This is a genomic window from Ignavibacteria bacterium, assembly GCA_016707005.1.
In the GTDB taxonomy this organism is placed as follows: Bacteria; Bacteroidota; Ignavibacteria; order Kapaibacteriales; family Kapaibacteriaceae; genus UBA10438.
This window is the reverse complement of sequence record JADJIQ010000005.1, coordinates 1,158,079-1,179,831: the sequence shown is the minus strand read 5'-3', so window position 1 is coordinate 1,179,831 and position 21,753 is coordinate 1,158,079. Positions and strand designations below refer to the sequence as shown.

The window sequence follows — 21,753 nt, the reverse complement described above, 5'->3', positions numbered from 1 at the left end:
GTACTTGCACACAGTGGTTGGGCATTGCGGTGCGCTAACATTACCTTCACAAGCCCAAAATAGCCTTGGCTCATTTTCGTTGCAGGGGTCCGTCGATTGAAGAACGCACACCGAACAAGTCCTCGCACATGTTTCATAGGTACATACCGTATACTCGCGGACCGTTTTTAGCGATTGCGAGCCATCTGGATTCCCAACAGGGACCTGATATTGAAGATATAATCCACAGCCGCCAATTTTAGTTTCGACAGTATAGGTTGTTACGTCTGGACATTGCCTGAGAACGCCGATGTTCAGAATCGCTGTTGATGCATAGCGAAGCACGATCTTTTCGTAGCCCATCTTCGCAACTAGCGCATATGGGAACGTGTTTGGGTCAATGGTTCCCCAGCAGTCTCCATTCATTTTGATGCTCAGTATACTTATTGAGGCATTCGGCGCCGGCTTTACGCATGCTTGAATCTCGACTTCACAACATTCACCATTCCACGCGTATCCGAAAGTGTGCGTGACAATTTGCCCCCCAGCACAACTCGGTTGCGCTACAGCAACTGTCATCTCAATCGAGGCAAACAACACTATGATCGCTAGAAGCTTCTTCATGACTAATCTCCGCATTATGAGGTGGTTGGACATAGGTAAGACAAAAGACTCAGTTCTTATTCACTGCTCCCTCAAATCCACAATCACTACTTCGGCTGCCCGGGATCCATAGCCGCTGTAGATCGTTGACGCAAGCGCTGAATCAGCATAGACGGTCTGAATGGGTACGGCGTTCTGCTGTACGTACCCTTGCATCTGTGAGAGAGTGTAGGTCTGCTCGGTCGTGATCGTCCCAAGCCAGAGCAGTATCGACAAAAAGAGTAGCGACATCTATCCTCCGTGGTGAGTGGAATCGTTGTTCGCAACGAACTTTCACTTTCTCGGAGGTGGCTTCAACCACACTAAGCGCTATATTCAGACGACGTTTTCTACCACATGAGTTACTACTATGAGAATCGGCGAATCACTACTGGAGACCGTTCGCTCGCTCGACCAGATCTTCGATGAGACAACTCTCAACGAGATGTTCAGTGTCTTTCTGACGCAACGCGAACAATCGATCATCGATGCTATCCGCGGTTCTGACGTGGTTAGTCCGTCAGTACTTGCAAAGGCATTCGGATCAGACATCCAGGTACCTTCTATTCACCGCGGAATAGACCGGCTACTTAGCAAGCTCAATACAGCACTCATCAGCTTTTCAGCAACAGGTCTGCCTGCGCCACGCATTGCAAATGCACATGAGCTTTGGCGTCGGCTTGCCGTGGCAGACATACTTACGCGCACCGGGGCAAGAAGAACTGCACGCAAGCACTTCTTGGCAGTATTGCGCTCGGCAACGTTGCCAGAGCAAGTGGTGCTCGAACTCTATGCGCTTAACTCCCTGATGCAAGAAGCCTCGTATAGTGCTGAACGGACATCGGTTATTCAATTGTCCGCAGACTTCAAACGAGTGATGATGGAGTTGGAAACACTGCACTCGATCTCTAGGCTGACATGCATCGCTCGCACTGTGGTCTTGCGGAGGAGGGAGAGAGAAACGTACTCTGATCCAGTGATAGACGAATGCCATATTTTGCTAGTTCGACTCAAGACGGAAACGCGAACTGACAGAGTGACGATAGAAGCAGCACGACTCGCTGTGATCGTGGCACAATACAGGGTCGATATACAGTTAGGAACCTACTGGCTACGAGAGCAGCGCAGATCCATGAAGCGCTCCGGTATATGGAACTCATCGATGAGCCGAGAGAACTACACGCATGAGCTTACTATGGCAAGCATGGTCGGCGATAGAAGACGAGCACTCATGTACGGGAATCTTCTTCTTGCAGAAGCGAAGGAGGGCTCAGCGCCGTGGTTCAGCCTCATTGATCTGACTACGCGCGCCCTCCTGATTGCAGGTGAGACAAAGACAGCCGTGCCACTGCTCGCAACAGCATTCTCTCACAGACAATACCGGCGTTTACAGCCGTTCGTGCGCAATCGAATGGAACTAAGCCTAGGGTATGCAGCCGCGCTGGAAGATAATGCGGATCTCACCCGCGCCTACCGCAGAAGACGCACAAGCAGGCTTCAGCGTGGGCAACAGTCTTTTCACGACCATGTGATAGACATACTCAGCACGGTAGGAGAGAACGACAGCGAACCAACAATTGCACACGTAAAGGCACTTTCGGCCCAGCTCAAACGACTCCCAGTATCAGAACGACCCACTGGTGCTGTACAGTTGATCGCTCATCTTTATGACAGACTTGTGCCCACGAAGGGTAGGACAAAGGTAATCGACGTGGAATGGACTCCAGGAACACCAAATACGATCGTCCCGTGGGACCTGCTTTGGTCATGGATCCGCCGTCGTCTATGACACTACCAACCCATAGATGATGGTAGACACCAATGAGGCAAGGATGGGCCACGTAACGAGCTTTACAAGGGCCTTGGGTTCTACCTCTGCAAGGGTGCTTGTAAAGAGCATAATGGCGGAAACGGGCGACATCGTGCGTCCGAGTCCGGCACCGATGGCGCCTGCAACGCCCATGAGGATGGCTGCGGAGATAGCACCGGTGGCTACAACGCCGGGGAGGACGGCTTGGGAGAAGGCTACGCTTGGTGCCGTGCCCGACCCGCTGATGACGGCCAGACCCCACGTGATCACCGGACTCAGGATGGCGGCCACGGTTGTGTCATAGGTAAGAAGCTTGGTGAGTTTCGCAATGGCACCCAATGCCTCAAGTCCGGCAAGGAAACATGCCGCGGCCAAGATGAGGGAGATCACTTTCGCAAACGCAAAGCCGAGTCCTTCAAAGAACTCAATAGTGAGCCTGCTGATATGGGCAATGGCTCTGCGCGGATCGTTGAGTGTTACAAGCATCACGAGACCGGAACACAGAAGCATCACGGCTGATACCTGTACGCCCTGCGGATACATCTCAGCAATGGACGGAAAGAGTCCGAACCGTGGTTGAAGCAAGAGGAGTATCAGGATGGGAAGGGGCGGAAGCAATGCACGTAGAACCGTGGCTCGTGTGAGTCGCGTCTGATCGGACTCCTGCGTTGAGTTTGCCATCGACCACAACTTCATCCTGCGGATCACGAGTGTGAGCACGATAGTGGCCACAACAAAGGAGATCATGTTCGGAACGAAGGCTGCGTTGACGATGTCTCCGATGTCGACATTCACACTGCTGCGAATAGCAACGATGTCGGGCTCGCCGGGATTGAAAAGATTTCCTCCCACGCTACATCCCAAGAGCAACGTTCCGGCAGCAGCCAGAGGTGCATATCCAGAAGCGATCATCAAGGGGATGAGGATCGGTCCTACGGCAGCAGCAGATGCGGTCTGACTCGTGATGGCCATGTTGGTCACAAATCCGATGGCTACTCCGCCGGGCACCAACAACCAGCGCACCTTGCGCAGTGGTTGCACTAACAGGCGGACCATGTCTCTGTCACATCCGGTAGCCTTGAGCACAAATGCATAGCCCATCGCAGTGCAGATGGGGCCGATGATATCGCCCCTTCCCAACACTTTTTGGAATGTATCCCAGATGACCCATGGAGTGCCGATGATCGTGGCCATGATGAGTCCGGCTACGATCAGCACAAAACGCACATCCACTCCACGACGGATAAGCAGGAGCGCAGCCGTGGTGATCAGGATAGCAGCGATAAGGGGCGAGTTCATTGATAGCCTTCGGCTGACCACTCTTCAACGGAATCAACGAGTCCATCAAAGACCGGACGGATAACGTCTTCCCTGCCACTCAATCCTACAACCCATTCATCCGTAGAGAAATATCGGCCCTGCACCTGGAGCATCTCTTCTGATGTGAGCTTCTGCAATCGCGCGATGTGCTGCTCAAAGAAGTCCATCGGAAGATCATGCTGAACCATGGTCCACACAAGTGATGCGGTCTGCTGTGGCGTTTCGTTGCTTCGAGCGAACGTGCCAAGGATCTGCTGACGAGAATTTTCGAGTTCGTCGGCACTTATGAGCTCCGTACCGATCCGGCGCACCTCATCTGTGATAACCGACATCGTATCAGCAGTGAAGTCATTACCAACACTCGTTACAATACCGGTGATGGCTCCGCGCGGACGGACATCACTGAAGGCATAGGCACCATAGGTGTATCCCTTCTCCTCTCGGAGTTTCATGAAGAGTCGGGCCAATGTATAGCCCCCTAACACCGATGTGATCAATTGTAGCGATGCATAGTCCGGATGATCGAAGGAGACGCAGGGGAGTGCAATGCGGAAGGCCGATTGCACGGCATCGTCCTTGATGGCCATCACACCTGCGCGGGCACGCATCGTGGCTCGGGGTGTGTCAATGAGTTGACCCGGTGTGGGGAGTCCGCCGAATGCTGCATCGAGTTTTGCAACGGCTACATCGGCATCGATCGGACCTGCCACGATGATGTGACGTGGTGCGGCAAGCATACGCTGGTGAGCAGCACGCAAGATGTCCGTGGTGAGGGTGCGAAGGGTGGATGGGTTACCATTGCGCGGACGTGCATATGGATGTCCGTCATAGGCACGAGAAGCACAGGCGCGTGCGGCGAGCCACTCCACATCCACAAGGTCAACCATCATATCGGCAATGAGTCGCTGACGGAGCTTGTCCAATTCCGTGTTGTCGAACCGTGGCGTGAGCAGACATTCTGCAGAGAGTGCAACAAGATCGTCGAACCACTCTGCCAGGCCCGACCCTTGAACACTGCACGCATCGCTGTCGGCAATGGTCCGCAGGTTGCATCCCCGACGTTCCACTTCCTCGGCAAAAGCCAAGGCATCGAGACGTTCCGTGCCACGATTGAGCATCTGCGCTGCAACCGATGTCTCGCCGGGAACTCCGTCGTGACGGGATCCTGTTCGCATTGCGAAGGTGATCGTGACAAGATCCTCGTTCGGCGACGTGATCACATGGACCGGCGTTCCGTTGCGAAGTGTTCTGTGATGGATGGGGGGTACAACGAAGCGCAAAGGCTCGGTTGACAGTGGGGGCGTGGTGTGCATTTGGTAAATTTAGGGCAATGAAGCAATCCATCGTTGTTATTACTGGTGCATCGTCCGGCATTGGACGTGCATGCGCCGAGGTCTTTGCCGAGGCCGGAGCCGATCTTGTCCTCTGGGCACGACGCTCAGAGAAGCTTCTTGAACTGGCCGCAGAACTGGAAAAGACCTATCACGTGTCTGTGATCTGCCAAACAGTGGATGTCCAAGATGTGCGAGCCGTTGAGCAAGCCGTTGCCGAATTGCCCGCAACCCATCGCGCACCACACGTCCTGATCAACAACGCCGGCCTTTCACGCGGTCTTACTCCTCTGCACGAGGGCGTCCTCCAAGACTGGGAAGAAATGATCGATACCAATGTGAAGGGTCTGCTCTACGTTACCAGGTCCTTCCTGCCGGAAATGGTGCGAAGTGGTAAGGGGCTTGTGGTCAACATTGCATCTATTGCCGGACGTCAGGCCTACCGCGGCGGCAACGTCTACAGCGCCACGAAGTCCGCCGTGAAGATGCTTTCCGATTCTCTCCAGATCGATCTCAATGGTACCGGAGTACGCGTCTGCAACATCGATCCGGGACTCGTGGAGACAGAGTTCTCCGAAGTGCGTTTCCGTGGTGATACAGATCGTGCGTCTACCGTGTACAAAGGATATCAGCCCCTTACCGGACGAGATATCGCTGAATGCGCATTGTTCGCTGCTACACGTCCACCCCACGTATCCATTCAAGACATTCTCATCACCCCAACAGCACAGGCCACCGTTAGCCTTGTGCAGAAGGACCTTTAAGCAACAATGGCCACCGTTCACTACATCATCGGAGGTCATGTGCAGAGAGTAGGCTTTCGTCGCTTTGCTCTGCACCATGCTCACAGACTCGATCTGCATGGCTTTACCACCAATCTCGAAGACGGCACAGTGGAGTGTTTGGCGCAGGGCGATGTGACTGCCTTGACCGAGTTTGAGACTCTCCTACGTCAGGGCCCACAACATGCTGAGGTCACGTCCGTGGTATGCACCGACCTCAGCGAATCCCGCAAATACGGAACGTTCCGCATCCTTTGATCATCGGATCTTTCACCAAGGCGTAGAAATGAAGATCGACCAGTCCACCGTTGTGGTCATCACCGGCGCATCGTCCGGCATCGGCGCCGCATGTGCCGTTCAATGTGCTCGTAAAGGGGCTTCTGTTGTCCTCGTAGCGCGCCGTGAAGACCGGCTGCGCGACGTGGCGGAACAGGTGCGCACCGCGGGCGGCTCACCGATGGTGATCGTGGCCGATGTTTCGCGCGAGGACGACTGTTATCGCGTGGTCGATTCCGTTGCAACGGCATTCGGTCATATCGACGTACTCATCAACAATGCCGGACGTGGCAACCATGCAAGTGTGGAGGACACTCCAACAGAACAATGGCGGTCGATGTTCACCCTGAATGTTGACTCCGTCTTCTGGCTCACGTCACGCGCACTGCCGATAATGAAACGAGCGGACAAGGGTCATATCGTGGCTATCTCCAGCGTGGCCGGACGGTACGGTCACCCCTTCAACGCCGCCTACGTTGCCGCGAAACACGCCGTTGTTGGCTTCATCGCTGCATTGCGCACAGAACTCGTTGGCACCAACGTCCATGCAACCACGGTCTGTCCGGCAGGCGTTATCACCGAATGGGCCGATGCCACCGAAGGCGGCTCCATCGGTGCACTCTATGCTAAGGCCATTCCTCGCTCACGAACAATAGCTCGTGATAGGGGGCTTGGCACAGCGCCCCTTTCAAAGATGATGTCGGCCGATGACTGCGCATCCATCATTCTCGACGCTGTTGAACGCGGCAGAACAGATGATGTGTTCACGCATCTCGGTACAAAGGAGATCGCTGTCCAAGCCGTAGAAGATCGCTGTGCACAAGAAGATCGCTTTGAAACGTTGTGGCTCGCGATGCGCGAGGCATATGATGCGCAAGGATCGTCCGACTGAAATGCGTGCGCTGCTTACCATCGTTGGTTTCCTTCTGGCATGTGTTGCACATGCTCAGCCAACGGTTGCCCTTGTGCTTACCGGTGGTGGCGCGCGAGGGATCTCGCAGATCGGCGTCCTCAAGGAGTTGGAGAAGGCCGGCATCGTGCCCGACATCATTGTTGGATCGTCCTTTGGCGCGATCGTTGGCGGACTCTATGCTGCAGGCTATACGCCTACTCAGATCGATTCCATCTTTCATACGATCGATTGGGATGACGTTACCTCGTTCTCGTCCGACACCCAACGCGAATCATTGTTCTATTCGCAGAAGCAAGAGAACGACAGAAGCTTGGTGACCTTCCGTTTTCGGAATCTCGACTTCGTTCCGCCAACGGCCATCGGTGGCAGTGCCCGCTTCAGTGAATTGCTTCAAGAGGTCCTCTGGCAAAGTCCATACAACAGCGTCACGAACTTTGACAGTCTTGTATGTACGTTCAGAGCTGTAGCAACCGATCTCGGAACTGGCCAGCCCGTTTCATTGAAGAGCGGTAACCTCGCCACAGCCATGCGTGCTAGCGCCACCTTCCCCTTGCGATATGCACCGGTTCGGTGGAACACGGACACTGTACTTGTGGATGGCGGTCTTGTTGCGAACATCCCTATCGATGCTGCGATCGCACTCAAGCCCGACATCATCATCCTTGTGAATACAACTAGTGATTATGCAACCATCTCGTCGCTCACAACGCCGTGGGCAGTGGCCGATCAAGCGCTTACGGCGGCAATGAAACAGCGAGACAGCGAACACGTCAAACTTGCAGACTTTGTTCTGGAACCGGATCTGGGGTCTACCGGCACATTTGATTTCAACGACATCGACATCCTCATTCGTGCAGGTGAGATGGAAGGGGCTCGCATGGCAGCCCAGATCAAGGCACGCCTCAAACCCACGTCCGGTGCTATGGAGGCCGGCGCCGCTCAGTACTTTATCAAAAGTGTTGTTGTGCATTCAACATTTGGTGCAGACACAATGGCACTCGTGAAGGAGCGCATAACAGATATGATCGGTCGCGATTGGTCACCGCAGTTCAAGCGCTACCATCAGCCCCGCTTCAATGAATCACTACATCGTTCCGGTCACGCATTGGCATTTGTTCGTTCAATGGGTTACGACGGGCCTTCGCAGACGCTGACGATAGATGTCGATCTTGGCATACCAACACTTCTCACATTTGACAGACTCGAAGAGCTTCGCAGAAGCGACATTGAGCGCGAAGTTTCGTTCAAGAACGGCAAAGAGGTCAAGCAGGCCGATCTCGAGCGAACGTGGCAGAACATGCACGCCTCCGATGTGCTACAGAACGCCGACGTGATGGTATCGAGAAACGCTGACAGTGGCGTACGTATCACGATGCGTGCAGAGGACAGGGGCAATCAGACAATACGTATCGGTGCTCGCATCGATAATGAGCGGTATACGCAGGGCAGCGTGGACATCATTCATGAGAACCTTTTTTCAACCGGTATTCGAGTGGCGGTGCGAGGTATTCTGAGTCAGCGTATCGGACAGATATCAGCCTCTCTTGAACTGCCGAGGATCGGTGGAACACTTTGGACAGCATCGTTGCGCGGATATTCGAGTTTCCGAGATGTGTGGATCTACCAAGATGAGGCGGGGCGTCCGGCAACGGAACCCATGCCCCAGCGCATCGATGAGTACTCTGAGGACCGATATGGCTTCAGGCTCAGCGCCGGACGTCAGTTAGAACGCAACGGCGTGCTCCTTGGCGAGTTTCGCTATGAGCAGCAACGCTATCGAGACCTCACAGCCGATGCCGATCCATCCTTTCAGCCCCTTGCCACACTTCGGGCAGTAGCGAGATGGGATGACCGCGACCAAACTGATTTTGCATCAAGAGGCAGAACGATCGACCTCACCGCAGAGTCGTCCATCCTCAGTCTCTCCAACAGTCTTTCCTTTACCAAGTTCACCGCTGCTGCGAGTGCCGTAGTAGACCTAGGATCCGTTGTGCTTACTCCCGGTGCGTCCATCGGAGCAGCGGACCGGACACTTCCTTCGCCTGAATTGTTCAGTCTCGGCGGACAGGATATGTTCTTTGGATGGCGCGAAGACCAACAACGCGGACGTCAAATCGTCGTAGGAAATGTTGACGCTCGGATAAAGCTCCCCCTTCGCATCTTTTTCGACTCCTATGTCTCTCTTCGGTACGACATCGGTGCGATCTGGGAGAATCCCGAGAACATTCGCATTGGTGACATGAATCACGGGCTTGGACTAACAGTAGGGATCGATACGCCGGTTGGTCCGGCACGTTTCTCTGTTGGCCGTTCCTTCTTCTTCCTCGATGATCCGGCGGCTATCGGTTGGGGGCCAGTTCTCCTCTACTTCGCCATCGGAGCTCGGTTGTAAATTTGTCTATGGGTCAGATCTTCGACCGCATCAAACGCATCGCCAAGAGCTACGGCAACGATGCAGATCATTCAACTACGTGGGCCGAGAGCATACTCTCGTCTGATGACGACGAATTGCGTCGCATCATCGAGGAGCTGAGTTCCGGTGAGCCATCTCGTCAAACTCACACCAACCACCAGCCCCCTCCCCCACCTCCTACGTCTATCCCGGATGATGTAATGAGAGCGCACACCACGCTGAACGTGCCGGTCGGAGCTACACCTGCAGATATGAAGATGGCCTATCGTACGGCCATCGCTCAGTGGCATCCCGACAAGTTCGTGAATGTGTCGCCGGAGGAACATACACGGGCGCAGCAACGGGCTCGCGAGATCAACGCGGCCATCATCACGCTGAAGAATCACTATCGCTTCTCATGAGGTAATGATGGAAAAGAACATCTTTCAACGCATCATCGATCGTGAGATCCCTGCAACCATTGAGTACGAGGACAATGAGATCATCGCGATCCGGGACATTGCTCCAAGTGCTCCTGTGCACGTGCTCATCATTCCAAAACGGGCCATCACTAGTATCAATGCTACTGCCGAAGCGGATGTTGAGATCATCGGCAGGGTCTTCCTCGTAGCCCGCGATCTCGCAAAGAAATTCGGCATCAACGAGAGTGGCTATCGAGTAACGACCAACATCAATTCTGATGGCGGACAAACGGTTCCTCATCTGCACTTTCATCTTCTTGGCGGTCAGCCTCTCGGACGCATGAACAGCGCTCAAACATCGGGTCACGGAACTGCCTCCCCATACCGTGGAATCCTGCGCGAGGCCGGCATTCTGATCCTCTGCGCTATCGGCCTTGCCATTGGGTTCAACATGATGAACTCGAAGAGCCTAAGCTGGGTCAAGAAGGAGTATGAGAAGGTAACGGCATCAACAAGCGACCTCGACAAATACCTCACAACTCCTACAGCTCCTGCAACCCAACCACAAGAAGCAGCTCAGAACACTACTCCATCGTCCGAGGTTGCCGAAACAACGAAGACAGACACTACAACAACTTCAGCAGCAAAGCCAACTCCTGCGTCCGAGAAACCGACCTTTGTTGCAGAGCCTGGGGTTGTGAAGGAGATCACCTACGATCAGTTCTCACGTTTGATGGCATCAGCCCCCTACTATCTCATCGACGCACGCGGCTCAGACAAATACGCAGAAGGTCATATCGGCAATGCAGTGAATTTCTACGGTGCAGAGGCACAAGCACGCATTCCCGACATGTTATCGAATGTGCCACGGGACCGCGTTATCCTCATCTACTGCGATGGCGGTGAGTGCGAGCTCTCCCACCACGTTGCCGATGTCCTCAAGCAATTCGGGTACGGCCCCATCTTCATTTTCACAGGGGGCTGGGCAGAATGGAAAACAAAGCACTAGGATGATACAACCCCCTTCACGACAACTTCTCCGTCAGCTCGCAGTGAGATTCGGCCTCATCGGCGAATCCCCGGCGATGGTCCAGGCCTTGGCCCGACTCCTCCAGGTGGCACCGACAGATCTCTCCGTGCTTATCACGGGCGAGACAGGCACTGGCAAGGAAGTGTTCGCTCATGCTGTGCACGATCTAAGCATGCGCAAGAAGTTCCCGTTTGTGAGTGTCAATTGCGGAGCAATCCCCGAGACTCTACTCGAGAGCGAGTTGTTCGGTGCAGAGAAAGGCGCTTTTACCGGTTCCGTTGAGCAGCGCAAAGGATTCTTTGAGACGGCACATCGCGGCACCATCTTCTTGGATGAGATCGGCGAGATGCCAATTGGCACACAGGTGAAACTGCTACGCATTCTTGAGAGCGGTGAATATTCACGACTTGGTTCATCGGACGTACTCAAGGTTGACATTCGGCTTGTTGCCGCAACCAACCGCGATCTCGCCTACGAAGTGCGTCAAGGCAACTTCCGTCAGGATCTCTTCTTCCGCCTCAACAGCGTGAACATCCACCTGCCGCCGCTGCGTCAGCATCCTGAAGATCTCCCTCTCCTCATTGAGCATTTCGCTCATCGAGTTGCAGAGAAGCAACAATTGGAATACGAAGGCATCGACAACAGAGCCATGGAGATCCTCGCATCGATGCCATGGCCCGGCAACGTGCGTGAACTCCGCAACCTTGTCGAAACGATGGTCACACTCGAACAAGGGTCACGCATCACCGAAGACATAGTGCTGCGGTACCTGCCTGCCCCCTCTCAGAATGAACTTCTTGGCACACCAACAACAGCACTGATCAGAGTTGCAGACGTTCCCAAGCCAACGCATGATGCGGATATTCAAATGATGTATCGCACGTTGCTACAGCTTTCCGCGGACGTTGCTGAAGTGAAGACCGTGCTCAGGCATCTCTTGAATATGTCGGTCGATCTACAGCCCACCAACAGCGTCGTTACCCCTTCCCCAGCAGGTGTACAGGGTCAACCGATCAAGATCGACCCCGTGCCCGAGGAACTTGAACTTGCCTCGCTTGAACGCAAAGCCATTGAAACAGCACTCCGCAGAACTCACGGCAACAGAAGAGAAACGGCAGAGCTTCTCGGCATCAGCGAACGAACGCTGTATCGGAAGATCGAGGAGTATGGACTTCAGTGAATAGCGAACAGCGAATAGCGAATAGCGAATAGTGAATAGCGAATAGCGAACGGAGAGCAGCGAACGGAGAATTGAATTGAGTAGCCCATGACGAAGTCATGGGAATTGAATAGCGAATAGCGAATAGCGAATAGCGAATAGCGAATTTGGAGACGACGATGATCAAATACGTGATGATGCAAATAGATGGAAAAGAGGTGCGCTGCGATCTGAGCGCTCCTCTCGACATTTCGTTGCACATCAGTGGCGAAGAAGCTCCCAATGCGTTCTGGTTGCCGAAGGCGGAGTTCAATGCCTTTCGAATGGGGTCCTTTGTTGGCTCTATCGAAGAGGGTGGTCCGGTTCGCTGCGATGTAGTGACTCTTGCTCCGCATGGCAATGGCACACACACGGAATGTGTGGGGCACATCGCTGGCAAGAAGTTCCTCATCACCGAGTGTATGACGGACGTGCTCGATCTCGCGACTGTTGTGACGATACCTCTCGAGTTGGTAGGGGGCGATATGGTCGTGACCAAGGCGGCTCTAGATGCAGCTTGGACGGATCGCTCCTGCAGCACGCTCATCATCAGGACGATGCCCAACGACTCAACGAAGTGTGACCGTGTTTGGTCGGGCCACAATCCTCCGTACATGCACATCGATGCAATGCGTCTTGTGGTAGAGCACAACATTCGTCATCTCATGATCGATCTGCCATCTGTTGACCGAGAGGAAGACAGTGGTGCCCTTGTTGCCCATCACGAATTCTGGCAGTGGCCTCATGCGCCTCGCACGGAGTGCACGATCACAGAGCTCATCTACGTGTCCAACGATATTCAGGACGGGCGTTATCTTGTCATGTTCAACGTAGCTCCTTTTGATGGCGATGCTGCTCCATCGCGACCCATGTTGTTTTTCCCTTCCTAGTCAGAGGTCCGTCATGTTCCGCTCAATTATGCTGCTGCTGATCTTGGCTGTTGTTACCATCGCAGCAACAACAAAGTCAGATCGATGGCCGCGCGAGATGCAGCACGAAAAGGGCACGATCGTCATGTATCAGCCAGAGTTGGAGCTGTTTGACGGGACCAAGCTCGAAGCTCGCGCTGCTGTCTCGATCAAACGTCCATCCGATACTGCAGCTGTGTTTGGAGCCGTATGGATCTCGTCAACCGTGAACGTGGATCGTGACCTGCGAATGGTCTATATCAAGACGCTGCAGATCACCAATGTGCGATTCCCTGAGTCGGTGAAGGACCAGGAGACTCTAAAGAAGACGATCGCCGAGGCGCTCATGAAGGATCTGCCCCCTCTCAGCCTTGACGAACTCGTGACAGCAATGGATGCCGTGAAGGCTCAGAATAACAACGCAGCAAAGTTCAAGAACGATCCGCCGGAGATCATCTACGCAACATCACCAACGGTGCTTGTGTTCATCGATGGCGATCCGCGGTATGAGGCCATCGAGAAGAGTGACGTTGAACGGATCATGAATACGCCGTTTCCGATCTTCAGAACCAAGGGCTCAACGGCGCTACACTTGTACACCGGGCAATATTGGTATACGACTACGGATGTGGCCGGGCGTTGGACCGTTGAAGCAGCGGCCCCGAAGGACCTTGCTCCGATAGCAAAACAGGTGGACGATCAAACCAAGGAAGCAAACGGGGGTACAATGCCGAAGAAGGCAGAGAAGCCCTCAACGATCATCGTTCGCACCAAGCCATCGGAGCTCTTGATGTTCACAGGAGAGCCGAGTTTCGATCCGATCTCGGGCACTCAATTGATGGCTGCCAAGAATACAGAGGCCAGCGTCTTCATGGACATCTCATCGCAGATGACGTACGTGGTCCTCAGCGGCAGATGGTTCCGCACCAAGAATGTGAAAGCAGGTCCTTGGGAGTTTGTTGCATCTGATGCGCTTCCGGCGGACTTCAAGAAGATCCCCGAAGGTTCAACGTATGACGAGGCTCTTGCCTACGTTGCAGGGACAAGTGCTTCACGTGAAGCAGTCCTTGATGCGAGCATCCCGCAAACCGCGGCTGTTGACAGAGCCTCGGCAACATGTACTGTGACGTATAAGGGTGAACCAGAATTCAAGGCCATAGAAGGCACAACGATGAAGTATGCCGTGAACACGAGTTCGTCGGTGCTGCTCATCGATGGGAAATATTTTGCCTGCGATAACGGTGTATGGTTCGAGAGTACCTCCGCTAAGGGGCCATGGACTGTTTCAACGAAACGTCCGGATAAGGTGGACGAGATCCCTCCCACCTCTCCCGTGTACAACACGAAGTATGTCTATGTCTACGAGAGCACACCTACCGTTGTCTACCTAGGATATACACCAGGCTACACAGGATCCTACGTGATGGGACCAACGGTGGTCTATGGAACCGGATATTGGTATCACCCGTATGGTCCTTACTACTACCCATACCATGCCACGTACGGATTCCACATGGTGTATTCTCCGTACCACGGTTGGTCTGCCGGCGTTCATGTCCACTATGGATATGGTGGCTACTGGGGTCCGCCAATGTACCGTCCACCTTATTACCACCACCCGCCGTACGGATATTATGGCAACACGCATGTGAACCGAAACGGCGCCTATTATGGTGGCTATCCAAATCGCAACAGCAATATGTACCGCGGAAGTGGCAGCGGTTCGGTCGGAGCACGGCCTGGAGTGCAGCCTGCACGTCCGCCGCAGGCTTCGACAAGACCAAGTACACAACCGTCAACCAGACCAAGCACGCAGCCGTCCACTCGACCATCCAACAATGTGATGACGGATCGGTCAGGGAATGTGTACCGCCCTTCTTCGTCCGGCTCCGGCTTTGAAAGCCACAACGGTTCGGGATGGCAACAGTCAAACAATGCTCCAACAAGGGATCTGCAGAACAGCCAGACACAGAGAGATCGCAGTCAAATGCGCTCATCAAACTCAAGCGCGTCACGACCAAGTTCTTCGCCTTCTACGCGACAATCCGCACCGCGCGGCGGTGGCGGTGGCGGTCGGCGCAGATGAGCATGCGTCACGTTTTCCTCGGCTCAAGCCACATAGACAACGGATGCCTTGTCGGTGCGTGGTATATTCGAAGTCGCAACGATGAGTGGTCCTCAACCATTCGTTGGATCAATTTTCGAAGGTGACGTATGTCCCGCACTCTCAACAAGGTGATGCTGATCGGTAACGTCGGGAAGGATCCCGAGGTCAACTTTACGCCTACAGGCGTGAAGGTCGCACAATTCCGTCTCGCTACATCCGAGACTTGGAAGGATAAGGATGGGGCTGTCCAGGAACATACAGACTGGCACACGATCATCGCATGGCGGGGCTTGGCTGACGTTGTTGAGAAGCTGGTTCGGCGTGGCACACGCATCTATGTTGAAGGCAAGATCCAATCTCGTTCGTTTGAAGATCGCGATGGGAACAAACGCTACGTGACGGAGATCGTTGCCGATAATCTTTTGTTGCTCGATCCTAAGAAGGCGGAACATTCGGATGCGCCGCCTGCTCAAGGGTCGGACGACATTCCGTTCTGATCATCCCGGAGAATTTCTCTTGAACGTATCGCGTAGTACCGAGATCCGCGTTGGATTGGTAAGCCTTGTCTCGATCGCCGTCCTCATCGGCGGCATAATGATCGGCAAGGGCATCAGTTTCAGCCCGAACAAACGAACGATCAGCATCAGACTCGCCACCTCCGGCGGGGTGGAAACAGGGAGCCCCATTGTTGTCAATGGTGTGAAGCGAGGCTCTGTGGCAGATGTGTCCGGCAACAACGGTTCCGTTCTTATCCACGCCGACATCGATGATGCTTCAGATCTCAAAACTGACGCAACAGCCACAGTCACGATCCTTGAGATCACCGGCGGGAAGAAGATCGAGATCAATCCCGGCAAGGCTGCGGGAACGTTTGACGTCAATACGGAAATGCCAGGTACGGTTGCCGCAGATATCGGCGGCCTCGTCACATCACTCGGTGAGGTGAGCGGAAGTGCCGTGGATCTCGTGCGCCGACTCGACACGATCAGCGCGTCTCTCACAGAGTTGCTACGCGATGGTTCCTTTGTGACGAATGTCAAAACGATCTCCTCCGATGGCGCCCTCCTTGTGACGGATGTGCGGACATGGTTCAGTCAGAACCGCGCGCCCCTTACCGCATCTATTCGCGACCTGCGTGAGATCTCGACAACCCTGCGCGAAAGTGTTGACCGCAACGAACCAAAGGTATCTCAGATCATCGACCGTGCCGACAAGGTCCTGTTGAATCTCGAGACAACTCTGGCAAAAGCAGATGGCGCGATCATCGGCGCTGACACTCTCATCGCTCGCATTAACGGTGTGGTGAATGATATCCGCACCAATAAGAGTCTGGTGAACATGCTTCTGTACGACGAGAAGATGGCCGCCCGGCTCGATTCCACCCTTGCGAATCTCCGTGTTCTGTTGCGCGACTTCGGCAAGAACGGCATCAACGTCAATGTTGAACTCGGTCACGTTCCTTGATCATGGCTACGCGATCTACGTTCCTGACCGACGAACTCAACGACTACATCACGGCTCGATTCTCCTCCGAGACCGATGAGCTTCGTCGGCTTAACACCGAAGCAGAAGCAGAAGGCATCCCGGCGATCTCGATCTCTCCGGAGCAGATCAACTTCCTGCAGATCATGTTGCGTTCCATCAACGCACGAACGGTTCTCGAGATCGGTTCGCTCGCTGGATATAGTTCCATTGCTATGTCATCTGCCCTCCCACCCGACGGCAGACTCTATGCGTGCGAGTTCCTCTCGGCACACGCCCAGTTCATTCGACGTAAGGTTTCTGAACTCGGGCTCAGCAACACGATCACGGTCTTGGAAGGGGCTGCCCTGGAGACCATTACTGAACTCTTTGCCCAGTCGGACATCGTTCTCGATGCAGTGTTCATCGATGCCGACAAGCCGAAGTACAGCGCATATCTAGACCTTGTTCTCCCTCGCCTGCGTCTTGGCGGACTCGTCATCGGCGACAATGCCCTTGCCTGGGGTGAGGTTGCACGGAGTGCCACCACAACATTTGAGCCGCACAATGTTCAGGCCCTGGATGCGTTCAATACTCGCATGAGCACACATCCGCAGCTTCTTAGCACCCTCGTTCCGCTTGGCGACGGAATGGTCGTAGGCATCAAGATCTCATGAGATCAATTGTCCTGGCCATCGTCGTTCTAACGTTGTTGTCGTGCAAGAGCACCCACAAACTCTCGCACGAGTTCGATCTGCGTGATGGCGGCGAACGGATGTCAGAAACACGATTTGTTTCTACACGCCATATCGACTCCGTAGACATCGCAGCGTTGAAGACCGACGTTTGGAAGCTCGAGCACTACTCCTACCCCGACTCCATTCGACTCTTCGTTCGCGTCCTCGACACAAACGGCTACGTGGTCACACACATGGCCGCCCCCTACAAGAAACAAGGCGCGCCCGACTATTTCCCGATCCTCACAGAACACCTTGGTGTTCGTCGGAAGAAGAAGTCCGTTGATGTGCCAACCTTCCGCGTTCGCGAATACGGAGAGCAAGATTCCGTCCCAACCAACATCGCTCTGGCCATCGATTGCTCAGGTTCGATGAAGGGGGCTAAGGAGTCCATCGATCACGGAGCCGAACTCTTCATTGGATTGAAACGTCCGTGCGACAACATCTCTCTAACAGCCTACCACAAAGAGATCAAGGTTGTCTTCACGCTCTCCAGCGACACAGGATCGATGTTGCGAGAGTTCCGCGAGTACAAGAAGTATTCACAAGGTCTGTTCACCGCAACGTACGACGGCATCCTCAAGACGTTGCAGACCCTCAAGGATGTCCCTCTCGATCAACCAAAGGTCTGCGTGGTCTTTGCTGATGGCGACGAGAACCTCTCCTCGACCAAGGTGAGCGACATCTTTGAATACGCCACCAAACACAACATCTCCATCTACTGCGTTGGATTCGGATATGCGCAGGATGAGCCCCTTCAAGACCTCTCCCTCTATACCGGTGGTAAATACTACCGAGCATACACCAAGAGAGATCTGCTCGCGATCTTTCTCGATATCTATCGCAGTCTTCGCAACTACTACCTCGTGACCTATACACCTCCTCGGTACGAAGGTCTCCATACGGTTGACTTGACCGTTCAGGTGCCTGGACGCGACACCATGATCGCTCGTGGTGTGTATGAGAAGACGCCGCTCACACCGATGGATCCACGAGATGAATTCTCAAAGCCGATTCTCTTTGCCTTCAATCAGAGCGTGATCGATACAGCATCGTTCTACATCCTGGACGAACTCTCAGATGCATTGGAACGCTATGATCGCGTGGTATTGGAGGTTCAGGGTCACACCGATAATGTTGGTACAGAAGAGTACAACATGACCTTGTCTCAGGCCCGTGCTGAAGCTGTGAAGTCTGCCCTTGTGAACAGAGGTGTTGATGCAACGCGACTTCGTACGCGTGGCTTTGGCTTTATGATGCCCGTGGTTCCCAATGACTCCGATGAGAACCGCGCGAAGAACCGTCGGACGGTCTTCCGCATTCTTCGCAAGTAACCAGACGCTCGTCTGGGTTAGCCCCCTATCTTTGCCGCATGTCCCGCACACCCCTAATGCGACTATTGCGTCGCGCGATCAATGCCGCTCAGCATGATGCGTCACGTCGCGACTTCATCCGCACTTCTGCCATGGCCGGTGCTGCCTTGGCCCTGCCGTCGTTTCTTAGTGGTTGTGGCAAACCATCGGAGCTGAAGGTAGATCGCACAGTGAAGGTTGCCGTGGTCGGCGCCGGACTTGCCGGACTCCATGCCGCATGGCTCCTCCACAACAAGGGTGTGAACGTTGATGTGTATGAGGCTTCAAAGAGAGTAGGGGGCAGGGTGATGACCTCCCATGATCTTCTCGTGAACGGAACCTGGACCGAACTTGGCGGTGAGTTCATCGATAGCGGTCACGGAGACATGCTCACACTAGCATCGCAATTCGGCGTTGAACTTATCGACACAGAAACAACGCGGCTTGGCGAGGACGACACCTTCTATTTCTTTGGGCAGCACTTTACGATGCAGGACATCGTAACCGAGATCTCGCCCTACCTCGACAGGATTCGTGAAGATCAGGGCCGCATGCCCCCTTCCATGACAGATCTGAAGAACAGTCCGGCATCTGCCCTGGATGCAATGTCGCTCGACACCTATCTCGCATCGATCGGTGTTGGCGGATGGCTCCGCTCCTTCCTCGAGGTTGCTTTTGTGACCGAGAACGGATTGGAACTTGGCGAGCAGAGCGCGCTGAACTTCATCATGATGGTCTCGCCTGATGTGGCGGACGGATCGTTCCACACATTTGGTGCGAGTGACGAGCGATTCGTTGCTAAGGGCGGCGTTCAACAGATCACCGACCGACTGGCAGACCCGCTACGCACTTCTATCCATACAGGACACAAGCTTACACGCATTGAGCGCTCCGGCACACGTTTCGTGTTGACCTTCCGTAAGGACACAACGAACTATGATGTTCTTGCAGATCATGTTGTGCTGGCCATACCGTTCACGATGTTGCGCGATGTAGAGATGGATGTGGATCTCCCGGAGATCAAGAAGCGAGCCATCAACGAACTCCGCTATGGAAGCAATGGCAAGATCCTCATGGGATTCGAAGAGCCGTTTTGGCAAGCGGATGGCAACTCCGGTTCAATACTTACAGACCTACCATTGCAACTGGTTTGGGACAACACCTACCTCCAACAAGTGAAGGGGGCTGGCCTAACGATGTATTATGGCGGAAGCATGAGTCGAGTGATCGGCAGCATGTCCATCGAGCAAGTTGGAACGATGATGATGGAACACCTCGCAACAGTCTGGCCGTCGTTTGCCAACGTAACGCGAGGCAGAACTGAGCGCATGCACTGGCCGTCGTACCCATATGTGAAGGCATCGTATTCTGCCTATGGGCCTGGACAGTGGACACTGTTCTATGGCACAGAGTGCGAGTCAGTAGGCAACCTGCACTTTGCCGGCGAGCACTGCAGCTTGCAACACAAGGGATACATGAACGGTGCGGCAGAGACCGGCCGTTACGCTGCCGAGAAGATCCTCGCCGCGATGGCCTGAGCAACATTCTGCCCATCGAGTGCGGCAGACACAATGCCCCCTGCATACCCTGCACCTTCGCCACTTGGGAAGAGTCGGCGAACGTGGATGTGCTCACGCGTGACAGCATCGCGCGGAATACGAACAGGGGATGAGGTGCGTGATTCAACACCTACCATCACTGCTTCGTTGGTAAGATAGCCGCGCATGGATCGGCCGAACTCGCGTATTGCTTGGCGAAGTCTGCCGTCGATGTTCGGTGGAAGAATGCTCTGGAGATCTATGCTGACGTGACCAGGGATGTATGATGTCTTTGGAATGGATGCCGACGTCTTGCGGTCGAGGTAGTCAACCAACCGTTGCGCCGGAGCACGTTGCGATCCATCACCATTACTTGCAAATGCCGCGCGCTCAACCGATGCCTGATACTCCATAGCGGCTAAAACGCCTGACGAGGAGAACGCCGACCAATCATCTGGTTCGACCGCTACTACGGTTCCGGAGTTTGCGAATGGCGAGTCGCGTCTGGACATCGACATCCCATTCACTACGATCTCGCCCGGGGCTGTTGCAGACGGCACGATGAGTCCACCCGGACACATACAGAACGAGAACACCCCACGTCCGTCTGCCTGACATACAAGCTTGTACGACGATGCCGGCAGATTCGGGTCGCGCGGTGCATGATGATACTGGATCTGATCGATCAGTTCTTGCGAGTGTTCGATACGCACACCCAATGCAAATGGTTTGGCTTCGATCGCGATCTTGTTTCGAACACAGATCGAGAACACATCGCGGGCACTATGTCCTGTTGCAAGGATCACCGCATCACCAAGCAGTTCAATGCCCGACTCAAGAGTTACACCACGAACGCTACGTTCACCCTTCGCATCCGTGTGCATCACAACATCCGTCACAAACGATTCAAAGTGTACTTCGCCGCCATACCGGAGGATCGTCTCACGGATGGACTGCACAACCAGCCACAGTTTGTTCGATCCGATATGCGGATGTGTATCCACGAGGATGTCGCGCGTGGCTCCATGATCAACGAGCAGTTGCAGGACCTTTTCGATACTGCCGCGTTTGTGGGATCGGGTATACAACTTTCCATCGGAGTATGTCCCGGCGCCCCCTTCACCAAAACAGTAGTTCGAATGCGGATCCACAACACCATCTTGTTGGATGGAGCGGAGGTCACGTCGGCGAGCGCGCACATCCTTCCCTCGGTCCACAACCACTGGGGTTATCCCATGCTCAAGCAACTCGAGTGCGGCGAAATATCCGGCCGGTCCGGCGCCAACGATCACGACCCGCTTTGTAGGATCTGCCTGTTTCAACCCATCCAGCAACGACGGTTCAGAGGGGGCTTCTTCATCAACGAACACATCTGCTACGATCCGTATCCGCGGCATACGTGAGCGTGCATCCACTGAACGTCGGACAAGTTGAACAGACGTAACGGTATCAAGTGCTACATCCGCTTCGCGGGCGGCATGGACGCGCACCGCAGCCGGATCGGCAGCTTGCGAGGGCGAGAGAAGGAGGTCGATCCGTTTGTGCATACCGCAAA

At 54.4% G+C, this 21,753-nt stretch carries 19 protein-coding genes; 15 read left to right on the top strand and 4 right to left on the bottom strand.

Translation table 11 applies throughout. From position 1 onward, the window contains the following. Nucleotides 1–663 precede the first annotated feature (663 nt). Nucleotides 664–873: a hypothetical protein gene (locus IPI29_13350; GenBank protein ID MBK7413533.1), complete on the bottom strand. Its 210-nt coding sequence runs from the start codon at nucleotides 871–873 to the stop codon at nucleotides 664–666. A 118-nt stretch (nucleotides 874–991) separates the two neighbouring features. Between IPI29_13350 and IPI29_13345 the strand changes: the two genes are divergently transcribed. Further along, nucleotides 992–2,410, top strand: coding sequence for a hypothetical protein (locus IPI29_13345; GenBank protein ID MBK7413532.1), 1,419 nt, complete (start codon nucleotides 992–994; stop codon nucleotides 2,408–2,410). Here the strand turns inward: IPI29_13345 and dcuC are convergent. Continuing rightward, on the bottom strand, nucleotides 2,405–3,730 hold the full coding sequence (gene dcuC / locus IPI29_13340) for a C4-dicarboxylate transporter DcuC (GenBank protein ID MBK7413531.1): 1,326 nt from the start codon (nucleotides 3,728–3,730) through the stop codon (nucleotides 2,405–2,407). The two genes, IPI29_13345 and dcuC, sit on opposite strands and share 6 nt — an antisense overlap. Then, a complete protein-coding gene (locus IPI29_13335; protein ID MBK7413530.1) occupies nucleotides 3,727–5,064 on the bottom strand; it encodes an insulinase family protein in 1,338 nt (445 codons plus the stop codon). Before IPI29_13335 ends, dcuC begins: the two co-directional genes overlap by 4 nt. Nucleotides 5,065–5,081: 17 nt before the next feature. Between IPI29_13335 and IPI29_13330 the strand changes: the two genes are divergently transcribed. From IPI29_13330 to IPI29_13265, 14 genes are all read left to right on the top strand, one after another. After that, nucleotides 5,082–5,846, top strand: a complete 765-nt coding sequence (locus IPI29_13330) for an SDR family NAD(P)-dependent oxidoreductase (protein MBK7413529.1) — start codon at nucleotides 5,082–5,084, stop codon at nucleotides 5,844–5,846. A gap of 6 nt (nucleotides 5,847–5,852) precedes the next feature. Beyond that, nucleotides 5,853–6,122 carry an acylphosphatase gene (locus IPI29_13325; GenBank protein ID MBK7413528.1) on the top strand — a complete coding sequence of 90 codons (270 nt, stop codon included), beginning with the start codon at nucleotides 5,853–5,855 and terminating at the stop codon, nucleotides 6,120–6,122. A gap of 28 nt (nucleotides 6,123–6,150) precedes the next feature. Beyond that, nucleotides 6,151–7,032 carry an SDR family NAD(P)-dependent oxidoreductase gene (locus IPI29_13320; protein MBK7413527.1) on the top strand — a complete coding sequence of 294 codons (882 nt, stop codon included), beginning with the start codon at nucleotides 6,151–6,153 and terminating at the stop codon, nucleotides 7,030–7,032. A gap of 1 nt (nucleotide 7,033) precedes the next feature. Then, the gene (locus IPI29_13315) at nucleotides 7,034–9,445 is read left to right on the top strand and encodes a patatin-like phospholipase family protein (GenBank protein ID MBK7413526.1); all 2,412 of its coding nucleotides are present in this window, start codon (nucleotides 7,034–7,036) and stop codon (nucleotides 9,443–9,445) included. Between the two features lie 8 nt (nucleotides 9,446–9,453). Further along, complete coding sequence (locus tag IPI29_13310) at nucleotides 9,454–9,867, top strand: J domain-containing protein (GenBank protein MBK7413525.1); 414 nt, start codon at nucleotides 9,454–9,456, stop codon at nucleotides 9,865–9,867. A gap of 7 nt (nucleotides 9,868–9,874) precedes the next feature. After that, the gene (locus IPI29_13305; protein ID MBK7413524.1) at nucleotides 9,875–10,876 is read left to right on the top strand and encodes an HIT domain-containing protein; all 1,002 of its coding nucleotides are present in this window, start codon (nucleotides 9,875–9,877) and stop codon (nucleotides 10,874–10,876) included. Nucleotides 10,877–10,919: 43 nt separating this feature from the next. Continuing rightward, nucleotides 10,920–12,077 carry a sigma-54-dependent Fis family transcriptional regulator gene (locus IPI29_13300; protein MBK7413523.1) on the top strand — a complete coding sequence of 386 codons (1,158 nt, stop codon included), beginning with the start codon at nucleotides 10,920–10,922 and terminating at the stop codon, nucleotides 12,075–12,077. Between the two features lie 158 nt (nucleotides 12,078–12,235). Then, on the top strand, nucleotides 12,236–12,985 hold the full coding sequence (locus IPI29_13295; GenBank protein ID MBK7413522.1) for a cyclase family protein: 750 nt from the start codon (nucleotides 12,236–12,238) through the stop codon (nucleotides 12,983–12,985). 13 nt (nucleotides 12,986–12,998) lie between these two features. Further along, nucleotides 12,999–15,089: a hypothetical protein gene (locus IPI29_13290; protein ID MBK7413521.1), complete on the top strand. Its 2,091-nt coding sequence runs from the start codon at nucleotides 12,999–13,001 to the stop codon at nucleotides 15,087–15,089. 128 nt (nucleotides 15,090–15,217) lie between these two features. Further along, nucleotides 15,218–15,607, top strand: a complete 390-nt coding sequence (ssb, locus tag IPI29_13285; GenBank protein ID MBK7413520.1) for a single-stranded DNA-binding protein — start codon at nucleotides 15,218–15,220, stop codon at nucleotides 15,605–15,607. After that, on the top strand, nucleotides 15,567–16,574 hold the full coding sequence (locus tag IPI29_13280) for an MCE family protein (GenBank protein ID MBK7413519.1): 1,008 nt from the start codon (nucleotides 15,567–15,569) through the stop codon (nucleotides 16,572–16,574). The genes ssb and IPI29_13280 overlap by 41 nt, the downstream gene beginning before the upstream one ends. 2 nt (nucleotides 16,575–16,576) lie before the next feature. Beyond that, on the top strand, nucleotides 16,577–17,248 hold the full coding sequence (locus IPI29_13275) for an O-methyltransferase (protein ID MBK7413518.1): 672 nt from the start codon (nucleotides 16,577–16,579) through the stop codon (nucleotides 17,246–17,248). Further along, nucleotides 17,245–18,642 carry an OmpA family protein gene (locus IPI29_13270; protein ID MBK7413517.1) on the top strand — a complete coding sequence of 466 codons (1,398 nt, stop codon included), beginning with the start codon at nucleotides 17,245–17,247 and terminating at the stop codon, nucleotides 18,640–18,642. Before IPI29_13275 ends, IPI29_13270 begins: the two co-directional genes overlap by 4 nt. Before the next feature lie 38 nt (nucleotides 18,643–18,680). Further along, nucleotides 18,681–20,198 (top strand): FAD-dependent oxidoreductase, encoded by a 1,518-nt coding sequence (locus IPI29_13265; GenBank protein ID MBK7413516.1) that lies wholly within the window; start codon nucleotides 18,681–18,683, stop codon nucleotides 20,196–20,198. On the opposite strand, the gene IPI29_13260 is transcribed toward IPI29_13265, so the two are convergent. Next, nucleotides 20,162–21,745, bottom strand: coding sequence for an FAD-dependent oxidoreductase (locus IPI29_13260; GenBank protein MBK7413515.1), 1,584 nt, complete (start codon nucleotides 21,743–21,745; stop codon nucleotides 20,162–20,164). The genes IPI29_13265 and IPI29_13260 overlap by 37 nt on opposite strands. Nucleotides 21,746–21,753: the final 8 nt, after the last annotated feature.